This is a genomic window from Epilithonimonas tenax DSM 16811 (assembly GCF_000428485.1).
Lineage (GTDB): Bacteria > Bacteroidota > Bacteroidia > Flavobacteriales > Weeksellaceae > Epilithonimonas > Epilithonimonas tenax.
The window spans coordinates 1-13,559 of sequence record NZ_AUAA01000060.1 but is presented as its reverse complement, the minus strand read 5'-3'; the positions used below and the strand labels follow the sequence as shown (position 1 = coordinate 13,559).

The 13,559-nt window shown below is 29.5% G+C and carries 13 protein-coding genes and 1 pseudogene; all 14 read left to right on the top strand.

Annotation, left to right across the window (positions count from 1 at the left end; all coding sequences use genetic code 11):
* Positions 1-351: 351 nt before the first annotated feature.
* The gene (locus F564_RS0116440) at positions 352-1,695 is read left to right on the top strand and encodes a site-specific integrase (RefSeq protein ID WP_051259717.1); all 1,344 of its coding nucleotides are present in this window, start codon (positions 352-354) and stop codon (positions 1,693-1,695) included.
* Positions 1,692-2,645 carry a hypothetical protein gene (locus tag F564_RS0116435; RefSeq protein WP_028123572.1) on the top strand — a complete coding sequence of 318 codons (954 nt, stop codon included), beginning with the start codon at positions 1,692-1,694 and terminating at the stop codon, positions 2,643-2,645. The genes F564_RS0116440 and F564_RS0116435 overlap by 4 nt, the downstream gene beginning before the upstream one ends.
* A 196-nt stretch (positions 2,646-2,841) precedes the next feature.
* Positions 2,842-3,147 carry a DUF3853 family protein gene (locus F564_RS0116430; protein ID WP_028123571.1) on the top strand — a complete coding sequence of 102 codons (306 nt, stop codon included), beginning with the start codon at positions 2,842-2,844 and terminating at the stop codon, positions 3,145-3,147.
* Between the two features lie 47 nt (positions 3,148-3,194).
* Entirely contained in the window at positions 3,195-4,364 is a 1,170-nt protein-coding gene (locus tag F564_RS0116425) for a VapE domain-containing protein (protein ID WP_028123570.1), read from the top strand.
* 249 nt (positions 4,365-4,613) lie between these two features.
* On the top strand, positions 4,614-5,501 hold the full coding sequence (locus F564_RS0116420; protein ID WP_028123569.1) for a toprim domain-containing protein: 888 nt from the start codon (positions 4,614-4,616) through the stop codon (positions 5,499-5,501).
* A 149-nt stretch (positions 5,502-5,650) separates the two neighbouring features.
* Positions 5,651-6,121 carry a hypothetical protein gene (locus F564_RS0116415; protein WP_028123568.1) on the top strand — a complete coding sequence of 157 codons (471 nt, stop codon included), beginning with the start codon at positions 5,651-5,653 and terminating at the stop codon, positions 6,119-6,121.
* Complete coding sequence (locus F564_RS19535; protein WP_051259716.1) at positions 6,118-6,972, top strand: relaxase/mobilization nuclease domain-containing protein; 855 nt, start codon at positions 6,118-6,120, stop codon at positions 6,970-6,972. Before F564_RS0116415 ends, F564_RS19535 begins: the two co-directional genes overlap by 4 nt.
* Positions 6,973-6,977: 5 nt before the next feature.
* On the top strand, positions 6,978-7,541 hold the full coding sequence (locus tag F564_RS0116405; protein ID WP_028123567.1) for a hypothetical protein: 564 nt from the start codon (positions 6,978-6,980) through the stop codon (positions 7,539-7,541).
* A gap of 217 nt (positions 7,542-7,758) precedes the next feature.
* Positions 7,759-7,962, top strand: coding sequence for a hypothetical protein (locus F564_RS0116400; protein ID WP_028123566.1), 204 nt, complete (start codon positions 7,759-7,761; stop codon positions 7,960-7,962).
* Positions 7,963-8,015: 53 nt separating this feature from the next.
* Positions 8,016-8,309: a hypothetical protein gene (locus F564_RS0116395; protein ID WP_028123565.1), complete on the top strand. Its 294-nt coding sequence runs from the start codon at positions 8,016-8,018 to the stop codon at positions 8,307-8,309.
* Positions 8,306-9,454 carry a hypothetical protein gene (locus tag F564_RS0116390; RefSeq protein WP_028123564.1) on the top strand — a complete coding sequence of 383 codons (1,149 nt, stop codon included), beginning with the start codon at positions 8,306-8,308 and terminating at the stop codon, positions 9,452-9,454. Before F564_RS0116395 ends, F564_RS0116390 begins: the two co-directional genes overlap by 4 nt.
* Positions 9,444-11,303: a prenyltransferase/squalene oxidase repeat-containing protein gene (locus F564_RS20335; protein WP_028123563.1), complete on the top strand. Its 1,860-nt coding sequence runs from the start codon at positions 9,444-9,446 to the stop codon at positions 11,301-11,303. Before F564_RS0116390 ends, F564_RS20335 begins: the two co-directional genes overlap by 11 nt.
* A complete protein-coding gene (locus F564_RS20045; RefSeq protein WP_028123562.1) occupies positions 11,303-12,478 on the top strand; it encodes a zinc metalloprotease in 1,176 nt (391 codons plus the stop codon). Before F564_RS20335 ends, F564_RS20045 begins: the two co-directional genes overlap by 1 nt.
* Positions 12,479-12,637: 159 nt before the next feature.
* A pseudogene (locus tag F564_RS0116375) lies at positions 12,638-13,122 on the top strand (ATP-binding cassette domain-containing protein); the annotation flags it as partial.
* Positions 13,123-13,559: the final 437 nt, after the last annotated feature.

Here is a 13,559-nt window from a genome sequence, read left to right as displayed (position 1 = left end):
AGATTGCAACTAAGAGGTGTGCGGGATAAAGCATTTTTCTTGTTTAGGTTGTCTAAGCTTTTTGCCTAGCCCCCAAGTTTTGGAATTGATCCCAACTCTGGAGGACGGTTAAAAAAACAAGAAGGAGAATTCTCATACTATTTAGAATTCTCCTTTTCTTTATTCATCCACCGCAAAAAAAAACAACCAGCTGAAATCCAACTGGTTGTAATTTTACAATTGTAGACCCACAGGGATTTTCACCTACCATTGCTTAAAGCCTCAATAAATATATAAATTGTACATTTTCAATGAATTACTATTTTTATTAATTTTATGATATTCAATAAATCTATTTGGATATCATAAAAAATGGCTGTAATTTTGGCTGTAATTTATTTTAATATTGAGATGATAAATATAAAAAGAAAAATCAACATTGTTTTGGAGAAAAGAAAAAAAGACGGTGTAATAGTTAATCATAATGTTCCGATTTTCTTCCGTGTAACTTTCAATTCAAATAGAGTGAATCTTTTTACAGGTTTTCGTGTTGATAGAAATAATTGGGACGAGAAATTATCTCAAATTAAGAAAGGTATTTCTAATATTAATGGGGAAACTATTGAAGAGATTAACACTAAACTGAGTAATCTTGAGAATGATTTACAGGCTTTTTTCATTAAATGTCAGGTTGAAGATAGAATTCCTGATCTAGATGAATTGAAAATTAGTTTTGGACAGGTTAAAAATAAAGGCAATACAAAAGAGAAAAAAGCTATCAAAACTGATGAAAAGGAAATGGAAATTGAAACTTTTTTCGATACCTTTGATAAATTCACAGATTATTCTGGAAAAGTAAATAATTGGACGATTGATACGTATAAAAAATTTGACGCACTAAAAAATCATTTACTTTCATTCAACCCAAATCTTACTTTTGACAATCTCAATTCCGAAGGTCTTCCAAAATTACTTTCTTATTTTTCTAATACGTTGAAGTTAAACAATGTTACAACGAAAAAGTATTTGAAAAATCTAAAATGGTTTTTGAGATTCGCTGTGAAAAATAATTATTGTGATAATCAATATTTTCAACAGTTTGCACCAAAAATAAAAACGGCGGACAAAGTTGTGGTTTTCTTGTCTGAAGAAGAAATTCTTAAAATTAAAAATTTAGAAATCTCTCAAACCAAAAAATATCTCGAAAGAGTACGTGACGTCCTTCTCTTTACGTGTTTTACAGGATTGAGATATTCCGATGTTCAAAAACTAAAAAAGACAGACATCAAAAATGATAAACTTTATATTGTTACCAAGAAAACGTCTGATTCCATCACAATTGAGTTAAATGATATTTCCAAAGAAATATTAGAAAAATATTTAGAAATCGAAACAGAAATGGCGTTGCCAGTAATTTCAAATCAAAAAATTAATGAATATTTGAAAGAGTTGGGACGTTTAGCCGAAATAGATGAACCGATAAATCACACTTACTTTATCGGAAATAGTAGAAAAGATGACACCAAACCAAAATTTGAATATTTTTCTTCACATATTGGCAGACGTACATTTATTTGCCTTTGTATTTCAAAAGGAATTCCAATTCACGTCGTTATGAAATGGACAGGACATTCGGACTATCAATCGATGAAACCTTATATTGATGTAGTAGATTCCACAAGAGAAGTTCAAATGCAAAAACTTAACATCATATGAAAATATCTGAACACCTTGATACAACACTAAAATTAGAAAAATCACTAAATAATTTAAACAGAGATAATCTATCAAAATCTTTGATTGATAATCTATTTGAATATTCAAAATCTTTGAACGAAATTGAATTTAGTGAATTATTTGAACACAAAAGACCTGGTTTAATTTACAAAGAATACAAAAATTCCATACAGAGATTGAAATTTCTTATTCATTATAAAAAGGATGTTTTAGGATTTAATAAAATTTCAAATCTAATAGATAAAGAATCTGCGAAAGAAAAAAGCGAATATGATTTTCACTATAAGCAATTACGTGAAATTAGTTCAGAAGAAAGAGAACTGAATTCCAAATTAGAAAGTTGGGCTTACAAATATGCCAATGATTCAATTGAAATTAAGCAATTAAATGATGAATACGAAATAGTTAAGAAAAAATACAACAATGAACAAAATATTAGTTCTTCTTTGTATCAAAAATGGGAATCTAAAAAACGTGGTTTGTCTTATCTTTTAAACATTAATCCTATTGAAATTACCAATCAAATTAATGAGATTGAAAATCAACTTTTAAGACTTGATCATTTCGAGAAATATTCCGAAAAATTGTTGAAAGAAGAAAGATTGGTTTATTTTATCCATAAAATTTTTGTCGAATTAAAATTAATCAAGCATATCGGCTATGTGGAATTTTCTAATCAACTATTAGAAAGTAAAATAATGACATTGGAAAAAGAGCAAAAAAAAGACAGAAATATCGCTTATGCAATCAATTGCATTGCAAATGAATTTATTTTACCTGAATCAGCCACTAATTGGAAAAAAGATATGGTAGATTATTTTGAAATAAAAGATTTTGAAAAGAAAATCAATCCTTCTGAAGAAAATAAAAACGAAATTGACAAGGAAATTGACGACATTATTTCTCTCGCAAAAATGAACTCCTTTTAATCTCATAAAATTGATTAAAATCAATAAACATTTCAAAAAATCACATTTTGACACACTTAGAATTTTATAGAATCTCAAAATAGTTTAAAATATTATAATTTATTGAAAATCAGCACAAATAATTGTGCTGATTTTTATTTTGAATTTTTCTGAATTTCAAAAACTTCCAAATTTTGTATCAGAAAATTTTAAAACAATGGATACACAAAATTTATTATCAAAGCCTATTTGGCAAATGACGGGGGAGGAATTTTTGACACTAACAAAAACAGAAAACCAGAACAAAACAGAAAAGATTCAGTCTGAATCATCAGCGAAAGCAAATCCAAAATTGGTTTATGGTATTCGTGGAATTGCAAATCTTTTTGATTGTTCTATTGCAACTGCAAATCGAATTAAAAAAAGTGGTGTAATTGATGGGGCAATTTTCCAACGAAACAGAACCATAGTCGTAAATGCAGACGAAGCCCTCAAATTATTTAATGACAGTGAGAAAAAATAAAACTCAGGTTATTCATTAAAAAAAATCAGGCTGTTAAACTGAAGTAGATGGGAAAAGCTCAAAAACGGTATCAAACAGAAGCAGGTTCAGTCACGGTCTTTGATAAGGTCATCAAATATCTGAACCAAAAATACAAAGTCCGGTACAATGAAGTTGCTTTAGAATTTGAAATCCGTACCGAAAATGAAGATTGGGACGAACTCAATATCAATTCCTTGTTTATTGAGTTGATTCAATTTGGGATTAATATCACTTTGAATAAGTTGGAGATTTTGCTGAAAAGTCATTGGATAGAGAAATACAATCCGATTGAAAATTACTTTAAAAATCTACCAAAATGGAACGGTGAGAATCATATTCAAAAGTTAGCAAATTACATCACGACAACCGATAATGCATCGTTTCAAAATCATTTTGAAAAATGGTTAACGAGAGCGGTTTTGTGTTCACTAAAGAAAGGGTACGTCAACAAACAATGTTTCGTTTTGTTCAATACCAAACAAAATTCTGGAAAGACAAGTTTTTTGAGATTCCTGATTCCAACCGAATTAGAAAAATATTATACCGAAGATATTGGAATTGATAAAGATGGATTGATTTCTCTTTGTAAATCTTTGATTATCAACATTGATGAACTTTCGGTGATGTCTAAAATTGATGTGAATACGCTGAAATCCTTTATTTCCAAAAATACTATTAATGCAAGATTACCTTACGACAGAAAATCGTCATTAATGCACAGAACGGCTTCTTTTTGTGGTTCCACTAATCGTTCTGATTTTTTAACCGATGAAACAGGAAGTGTGCGTTGGCAAATTTTTGAAGTGTTGGAAATTGATTTCAATTATTCTAAGGAAATCAATATTAATCAAGTTTGGGCTCAAGCATATTTCAATGCTTTTGAAAGAAAAAACTACAATCCGGAACTCACTGCTGAAGACATTCTGGAAAACGAGAAACGGAATGAAAAATACAAACAAATCAGTTTGGAGCAGGAAATTATTATCACTCATTTTGAAAAATCTGAAAATAAAAATGAATTCCTCACTGCAACTGATATTATGTTGGCGATGAATAATGCTTTGGGAGTTCGGTTAAACATTATAAAAATCGGAAAAGCATTAACGGTTTTAAATTATGAACGGATAAAACATTCCAAAAGACAAGTCTATGGTTATGTAATCAAACGAAAAATCGAAGAATCAAAAAACGAATAGTAGCAAATCGACTTACCTCAATTACCAACTTACCTAAAATCTTTTAAAACTATTATTAATAAAGGTTTTTCTAATAAGGTAACATTAAAATTTCTTCTTACCTAAGTTACCAATTTATAAACTTTGAAAAGGTAAATAGGTAGAAAAAGGTAACTGACAAAAATTAACCAAAACTCTTTCTAACAAAGACTTTGGTAGAAAGGTAAGAAGATTCTGAAAAAACTTACAAAACTTTAAAATATTAAAAAAATGAACTGTAAAACCGCAAACGAAAATATTAATATTAGAGAGATTTTGGATAGTTTTTCTCTTTTTCCAAGCAAAGAAAATTTGAAATCAGCATTTTATTTTGCTTTTGACCGAAAAGAACGGACACCAAGTGTAATCGTCAATTTTGGAAAAAATACAGCTTTCGATTTTGGAACTGGCAAACAATACGATAATGTTTCTTTGGTTCAAGCCATTAAAAAGTGTTCGGTTTCTGAAGCATTGGAATATCTGAGACAATTTGAATTTTCAAGTTTTGATAGAAATGACAATTCGAAAAATAAACAAAATTCTGATAAAAAGTCAAAAACCAATTATGAGATTTTGGAAATTAAAAATGTAGAACGTTCTTCACTTTTGAGTTATTTAAAATCCCGAAATCTGGAAAGTCAAAAATCGGATTTAAAGGAAATTTATTATTTGCTTCATGACAAAAATTATTTCGGACTTGGTTTCAAAAACAATTCAAGCGGTTACGAAATCCGCAATAAATATTCAAAAATCTGTCTCGGAAAAAAGGATATTTCTACGATTAAAAACGGAAGTGAAACGTTGAGAATTTTTGAAGGATTTACGGATTATTTATCATTCAAAATTTTGGAAAAATCACTCGAAAAAGAACCTTCGGATTACCTGATTTTAAATTCGGTTTCTATACTTTTCAAAGCTAAAACTGAACTTGAAAACCATCAAAAAGTTGAACTCTATTTTGATAATGATGAAGCTGGAAATTTGGCAACCGAACAATTAATCAATCTACATAAAAATATCACAGACGAACGTTTGCTCTACAAAAATCACAAAGATTTGAATGCGTTTTTGATGAATAATGAAATTAAAGAAGAACGTCGTCCAAAATATGGCAGATAGTGAGTGCAGATAGTGAGTGCAAAAAGTACCCAATGTTTACAAAAAGCGTGGACGCTAATTGTAAAATTGGAACTTTTTGGTTTTTTCCTATCGTCAAAAACGTCTTGAAAAACAAACTGAATGTTGATAAATAATAAATACACAAAAATATGGAGAATGATTTTTTGAAAAGTTTTGTCCTGAAAGTCTCCCGTGAGCAGGAACAAAAAAAAGAGACGGAAAAAAGGAAACAATACTTCCGTGAACTCGGAAAAAAAGGAGGGCTGAAAAAGAAAAGTGCGAACCATCTTTTACGAGTTGTTTCCGTGCGATTTACCGAAAAGGAATTTAAGTTTCTGGAGGACGAAGCTAATAAATACAGTTTGAAAATTTCGACCCTTCTTCGAATGGTAGCAACAAAAGAGGAGTTGAAAGCTAAGGAATTTGAAACTGATAAAATCCTTTTGGAATATGGCAATAACTTTATCCGAATCACCAACCTTTTGCGAAATTCCGAATGGTCTGCTTTTGAAAATAAAAAAAATATCCTGCTGGAAATCGAAACCGTTTTGACATTGATAAAACAATACCTCTATCAAAAGATTCACGAACGGGAGAATCTGATGAATGAAGAATTATGAATAATTCGGCAACAACAAGACTGATTTCCAAAATCGCTTTGGAATACAACGGAACTGACAAAGGAACGGCGAAGATGCTTGGAACAAACAATCTTCTCGGAAGCAGTCCTGAAGAACAATTTTTGGAAATGAAAGCAATAGCAAAAAGAAATTCCAATGTCAAAAAATGGGCTTTGACAGGTTATATCTCACCACCAAAAGAAACAGGCGACCAACTTTCTGATGCAGAACTGGCGAAAATCACGATACAGGCTCTTGCAAAAGTCGGAGTTTCGGAAAACAACCAATATCGCTTGGATGTCCACAATTCTACGAAACAAAAGCATATTCATTTCGTGGTAAACCGGATTGACACTTTTGGAAAATGTACGGTCAAATCCCACAATATCGGGGAGAATTTCGGTAAGGCTGTAAGGGAAATCTGTAGAGATTTGGGTATAAAGACAGACATCGAAACAGGCATTGATAAAAGAAATGAGATGTATGAGAATCTGGTTGCCAGTATCGGAAATTCTAAAAATTTTGAAGAGCTGGTTTTGGAAATGTCGAATCGGGGTTATTTGGTTTCATTGTCGAGCAATGTCAAGGTCGGGATTTCGGGAATGAGAATCGTTCTTAAAACAGATATCAACGATGAAACCTCACGTCAGTATAAAGCAGGATACAAGCTTTCGGAAATTACTAGCAAGCTGAAAATATCGGAAATAAAGAAAATCTTTGAAGATAAAACAAAACGCTCGGAACAATTGAAAACATCAAATGATTCGGAATTTCTTAGACAAAATAAACGGAATGAGGATTTGAGAAATAATGAAATGAAAATAGAGAACAATAAAAAATTTAAACGTTAAAAATTATGGACAATACACAAAAAGACGGAATGGAGATTTTGAATCAAGTTATAGAATCCTGTAAAGCAAATATTGAATCTAACACAGAAACTAAAGCTTCAGTTGAAGATTATATGAATGTATCTTCAGAACTTGAACAATCTGTATCGGCTTTGATAAATATAATCGATGAAACATCAAGAACTTATCAAAAAGAAAATGAAATATTTAAGAAAACCGTAAGTCAAATCCCGAAAATAATTATTGCGGAATTATCTCAGCAAAGTATTGAAGCTTTACGAAAATCGAATCTTGTTTGGGGTATTTTTGGTGCAATTTTACTGTCATTTTCGACAATTCTAATAAGTGGAAATCTTGCATTCAAATGGTATTCCGAAAGTATCCGTTCCAAAAGCGAGCTTAGAGAGGAAATCCTTTCCGAATTTGAAAAGGATGGAAAACTGCTATATCCTAAAGACGACATTCAAAAATTAGAAAACAACACCGAACTTGTACAAAAATGGATTAATAAAAACCCGAAAGATGCGGAGAAATTCCTGAGATTCAAAGATGGTTACGAAGCTAAATAGGTCTATTGTCTTTATTTTTTTTAAAGTTTGGAAAACAAAATAGTAAGTGGGTTGGAAAATATTAAAAATAAACAGAACCAAAAGAGTAGATTAAAACGGTAAATATTTGAAAATTTATTCTTAATAGTCTTAAATCATACATAATAATTTATATAAAAATTGCACAATTAAAAATTTATTTTAAATTTGCTATAGTCAAATTTTATAAAAAAATATTATGAATGCAGAAAATTTTACTCAACTAGATCAAGAAGTTGAAAAAAATGAATTATTAGAAAATTTCCAAATGGAAGAATTGGAACAAAGATTTGAAATGAAGGCTTGGGACGTAAGTGTATCTGCACCTACAATGTTTGATGCTGGTGAAACAATTGAAACCAATACTACTGCCGTTGGAGGTAGTGCCACTTGGACATTTTAAAAAGTAACAGCTAATACAATCTATGTATTAGCTGTTTTTATATTTCAATTTTTATGAGAGTAGTTTTTTTTACGACAATTTTGTTGATATCCTCACAAATTAACGCACAGTTACTTCCAAAGTATACTGATTCTCTTAAATATAAAAAAGATACTGCAATATTAGGATTAAGCAACAAAAAAGAAATAGTAATAGATTTTAAAAAACCACAAAAAAAGAGTGGTTTTAATTTTTCTCTTGGAAAAGAAAAAGAAGTTATTTACAGAGATAATTTTACAAATCGGATTTATTTTCAAAATGGATTTGATAGAACATTAATATATCAAAGAGATAATACAACTAAATGAAGTCCATATTATTTTTAATAGCCTATTTGGGGTTATCATTACAATTTTATTTTCCTCAAAATATCAAAGTAAGAATTATTGATTCTGAAGAAAACAAACCTCTTCAAAATGTTAGAATTATGTCTGATAATGTGGTGCTGTATAGTAACGATGATGGGGAAGTAGAACTAAAAAATGATAAGAAACCACTGAATATTTTTGCTCAAGGATATGAAGAGTTAACATTGGAGTCTTTAACTCCTATTATAAAATTAAAGCCATTATATAAAGATATTGAAGAGGTGAAAATATCCAAAATAGATATAAGGCAAATGTTTCAAAATGCTTTAAAAGATTATCTAAGCATATATTACAGTAAGCCCTCTCTATATCAATCTACAATAAAGCAAAAAGGTTATATTGATGGGAAAATGATTAACCTTTTAATAGCCAATATTGACATATGGGCTTTAGCAAATGCCTATAATTTTAAGGCACAAGATAATGTCGACTCTTTTGTCCAAATCGGCTTTAACAACATTAAATATTTTAAAACTAAAGTATCTTCTAATGATTATCCCTTTAATACAGATATTCAAATAACTCCCAAAAACTTTATTCAGAAGTTATTTTTTAATAGTGAAATTATTGGTTTTTTAAATGATACAAAAAATAGTGTATTTGTTTCAAAAATACTTTCAGAAAACCAGAACATTCAAATTATTTATTTTGAAACAAAAGATGAAATAAATACATATAAAGGAAAATTTACATATAGCAAAACAGACAAAGTCATTAGTAGTTTTGATCTTTATATAACAAATATGTCTCAGTCGTTCAAGAACAAGAACAAACGAGGAGAAGCTTACGAAGGTGTAGCCACTTCAAATAATATCAAATATGATTTTTATAAAAAAGACGGAAAATATCTACCAGCTTTAGTTTATACCGAAATTAAAGGTTATGCGCTATACAAAGAAAAAAAGTATCCCGTTTCATTTATTCAAGAAATAAATTTTCAAAAATTTTTAGAATCAGATAAAAAAGGATTGAAAAATAAAATTGATTTAAATAAAAATCTAACCGAAAATATTGCTAATAAAGAGATTAAAGAAAATAATACTTTACTTTCCAAAGAAGAACAGAAATTTATTGATGAGCCATAAAAAGAAATCTCCAGAATTTTACGAATATTATCCTAAACTATTTCACGATTATTTTCCAGATATAGATAAGGTGACAATAGACCTGCTTTCAAAAGCAGGCTTTTATTTTTATCAATCTATTTTGCAATTAGATGCTGTTATTGATAATCAAGAAAATCATAGAATATTTAATGTTTTAGATTTACAAGAGAATGCAATAAAAATTTTATCCACAATATATGAAGATGGTAACAATTTTTGGAATCTTTGGGAAACAAGAAAAAGAGAGTTTCGCAAGGCAATATCATTAGAAAAAAACCTTTGGAATAATCCAAGTGAAGAGAATTATAATAAAGTTGCAGATATGAAATCTGCCTTTGGAAAAGTAGCTATTGATAGTTTATTTATTTTTTCAGAAAATAGTAACAATAGCGAAATTTATAATTTACTGCTCGAATCTCATAAATATTTTTCGATAGGGTTTCAATTATATGATGATATTATAGATTTCACAGAGGACTTTAACAAAAAACAATTTAATTGGGCGGTATATGAATTATCCAAAACATTAGACTTTTCCAAATATAAATATGATGTAAATATTTTAAATAAGTTGTTTTATATAGATGGAACAAGTGTTATTCTTTTTGAAAAATCAATTTATTATTTGGAGAAGGCTAAAAAAGTAATTGAAAAATTGCCACCGGATAGTTTGTGGCTGGATACAATCTGCGACTTTGAAAAAACAATTCTTCAAACCAAGGATTCAGTTAATGGTTATGTCAAAACAATAGAAGAAAAAGCAAATACAAAAAGAAAATTAATTCAAGAAGATTACTTTTTTGATTTTAATAAAGTCACAAAAGACTTTTTTTTTAAAGGCTTGCAATTCATTAAGAGTGATTTTCTTCAAAATTATGTTGATTTAAAGCATTTTATGTATTTAGGAGGTATGGAAGGATTCGAGAATGAAATTGATATCCATTCTTCAGATACTTTTCAAAGAGCATTATTGAATGATTGTTTGTTGGAAATTGCACATTCTTTTAATCTTAATCTTCAAGTTTTTATTGAAAAAGAAAATCAATATATAGAAGGAAGACAAAATAAGGACAATATTGGAGCTTGGTCTTATTTTCCAACTGTTCAGGAAATAGCAGCAGATATTGACGATCTAGGGCAAATTATGCAACAGTTTATCAAAACAGGAAATGGGAAATTGGTAGATAAATATTGTATAAAAGCAATTAGTATTGCCGTATCTGAAAGAACACAGCCTAGTGGTGGAATAGAAACTTGGATTCTTCCTAAAGTAAATCTTACTGAAAAACAGAAAAAACAGGATTTATTCAATTCTACCAAATGGGGAAAAGGGGCAGATGTGGAAGTTGTAGCCAACTTTGTATATGCTTTAACCTTATTAGATTCAGAAAAATACAAGTCCACCATAGAAAAAGCAATCAAGTATATTATTTCAGAGCAAAAAGAGCAAGGGTATTGGGAGAGCAGATGGTACTATGGTAAACTTTATGGTACATATGTTTGTCTGAGGTTGCTTAATGAGTTTCCTACACAATATGGAGCTGTCAAGCAGAAAATAAAAGACTTTTTGATTGGTTTCCAAAATGCTGATGGAAGTTTTGATGAGAATCAATATAAAAATTTGTCAACTTCTTTTGCTATTTTTTGCATGAATTTATTAGAGTTTCCTGAACTTGAGAAAATGAAAAATTGCGCACAACAATTTTTAATAGAACATCAGCATGAAAATGGTAGTTGGAAGGCGGAAAATTTTATTAAACCTAAAGCCCATGAGCCTTACAAAAGTAAGACGCTTACTACTGCTTACGCATTAAAGGCTTTACTATAATGGAGGAAAGCCCTGTATATAAACTATCATCAGATATTGAATTTTCAAAATTCAATGAAAGTGAATATTTACTGCATAATGTAAAACTTAATAAATATACTAAACTGAATCAGAAATACTATGATTTATTAAGTTTAGCAGATGGGAGCAGAACAGTATCACAAATTAATATGGATTTTCAAAAAAGCCATAAAGTACCTATTTCAGATTCACAAATTATATTGCTTTTTGGTCAGCTAAAACAGTATGGAACTTTTGGTCACGATGATTCAATAAAAGAACAATCAAAAATTCCGGACTATATAAAATATGGTTTCATTTTTCTTAAACCAGAAGTAATTTCAACAATAGTTCCCTTCTTGAAACTATTGTTTGTCAGGAAAGTTTTTTATTCGGTTATTTTTTTTTCAATCATTATTTTTGGATATAGTATTTATACAAATTATTATAATAATCCGACTCTCAACTCTAATACTTTTGTGCCATATTTTATATTGCTACTTTTTATAAGTACTATTTTTCATGAGCTGGGACATGCAAGTGCATCCCATTTTTTCAAGGCAAGACATGGAGGAATTGGCTTTGGTTTTTACTTGTATTTCATACCAGCATTTTTTGCAGACGTGACGGATATATGGAGATTAAGTAAGTGGAAAAGAATTATAGTAAATAGTGCAGGTATTTATTTTGAAATTATTTTTTGCTTATTACTATTAATTATTGGTTTTTTTATAAAATATCATATACTGGAAATTTTGGCATTGGCTATTTCAGTAAAAGCATTATACAATCTAATCCCATTTTTGCGAGCTGATGGATATTGGATATTGTCAGACTTGTTGAACAAGCCTAATCTTAATTTCCATGCCATGAACAACTTAAAATTGATTCTATTATCTACTTTTAAAAATGAAAAGTCTATACTAACGAAAAAGGATTATCTTATTGCTTTATATGGGGGCTTTAACATTGTAATGATAGCTCTGTTTTTCTATTATCAAATATTTTTAAATTGGTATTCAATTATAAATTTTCCCATAACAATTTATAAAATAGTTATCTCAATCTTTCAATGGAAGTTTAATTTAAGCTTTAATGAATTATTCAAACTATTATCAGTCTTAATTTTTTACATTATAAGTGTCAAGATAATTTTAGGAATAATGAAGAGATAATTATTGTTTTTCAAACACACTAAATAATTGCACAATTTAAAGTTATAGAATTGACTTTTAAAATGAAATTTCATATAGAAAAATTAGCACCTAAATTAGCACCCGAAAATTAAAAAGCCTATAAACACGTTGTTTATAGGCTTTTTTTGCGGAGAGTGAGGGAAAGTAACTGCCTTAGTAGGAGCTTCCGGAAGTTGTAAACCACCATAATGAAATTGCTTCTTAAATTTTACAAACCTGTTAAGGGAAGTATCTTTTACAACTATGATGATTTAGAGATCATCTCACCGAAAAGTTTGAGAGAGAATTGTGGCGTAGTGATGCAGGACGGGTATATTTTTTCGGATACTATCGAAAGAAATATTGCAACAGGAGATGAAGAAATTAATAGGGAAAGATTACAAAATGCTACAAAAATAGCCAATATAGAAGGATTCATCGACAGTATTCCTTTAGGATATAACACCAAAATCGGAGCATCAGGAAATGGAATTTCAGGAGGACAAAAACAACGTATTCTGATTGCACGTGCCGTTTATAAAAATCCACATTACATCTTTTTTGATGAAGCAACTTCGGCATTGGATGCGGAAAACGAAAAGACAATTCATGACAACTTACAATCGTTCTTTAAAGGAAAAACAGGGATCAATTCCAAAACTTGGGGAGAAAGATAAAAATTAATAATTTTGAAGGATGTTAAATGATGTCGAACTCCTTAAATTATTTTTACCGGAACTTCTCATTGAGTATTTTGAGATTGTAAAATTTGAAGAAGAAAACCAAATCCTGCACATCTATTTTGAAGAGTGAATATTCCGCTGTAAACTACACCACCATTCCGAGGCAAAGTGCACCACTTATTCCGAGACAAAGTGCACCACTTAAATGCATTATTTAAGAAAAAATCGCGAATTATATTTTTTAATGACTCATTAAAAAAGTGTGACATTCCGACACAAAGTACACCACTGAGGTTCAAGTAAACAAATTAATTGCTAGTTTAAATTCCACAAGAATAAAAGCTAGCATTATGGCAAATAAACCTCTACGTATGCAAAAAATTAAACAGATTTTACTG

Excerpts from the sequence above, each read along its gene's own strand:
- F564_RS0116440 (WP_051259717.1), top strand. The coding sequence starts at position 352 with ATGGCTGTAATTTTGGCTGTAATTTATTTTAATATTGAGATGATAAAT.
- F564_RS0116435 (WP_028123572.1), top strand. The coding sequence starts at position 1,692 with ATGAAAATATCTGAACACCTTGATACAACACTAAAATTAGAAAAATCA.
- F564_RS0116430 (WP_028123571.1), top strand. The coding sequence starts at position 2,842 with ATGGATACACAAAATTTATTATCAAAGCCTATTTGGCAAATGACGGGG.
- F564_RS0116425 (WP_028123570.1), top strand. The coding sequence starts at position 3,195 with ATGGGAAAAGCTCAAAAACGGTATCAAACAGAAGCAGGTTCAGTCACG.
- F564_RS0116420 (WP_028123569.1), top strand. The coding sequence starts at position 4,614 with ATGAACTGTAAAACCGCAAACGAAAATATTAATATTAGAGAGATTTTG.
- F564_RS0116415 (WP_028123568.1), top strand. The coding sequence starts at position 5,651 with ATGGAGAATGATTTTTTGAAAAGTTTTGTCCTGAAAGTCTCCCGTGAG.
- F564_RS19535 (WP_051259716.1), top strand. The coding sequence starts at position 6,118 with ATGAATAATTCGGCAACAACAAGACTGATTTCCAAAATCGCTTTGGAA.
- F564_RS0116405 (WP_028123567.1), top strand. The coding sequence starts at position 6,978 with ATGGACAATACACAAAAAGACGGAATGGAGATTTTGAATCAAGTTATA.
- F564_RS0116400 (WP_028123566.1), top strand. The coding sequence starts at position 7,759 with ATGAATGCAGAAAATTTTACTCAACTAGATCAAGAAGTTGAAAAAAAT.
- F564_RS0116395 (WP_028123565.1), top strand. The coding sequence starts at position 8,016 with ATGAGAGTAGTTTTTTTTACGACAATTTTGTTGATATCCTCACAAATT.
- F564_RS0116390 (WP_028123564.1), top strand. The coding sequence starts at position 8,306 with ATGAAGTCCATATTATTTTTAATAGCCTATTTGGGGTTATCATTACAA.
- F564_RS20335 (WP_028123563.1), top strand. The coding sequence starts at position 9,444 with ATGAGCCATAAAAAGAAATCTCCAGAATTTTACGAATATTATCCTAAA.
- F564_RS20045 (WP_028123562.1), top strand. The coding sequence starts at position 11,303 with ATGGAGGAAAGCCCTGTATATAAACTATCATCAGATATTGAATTTTCA.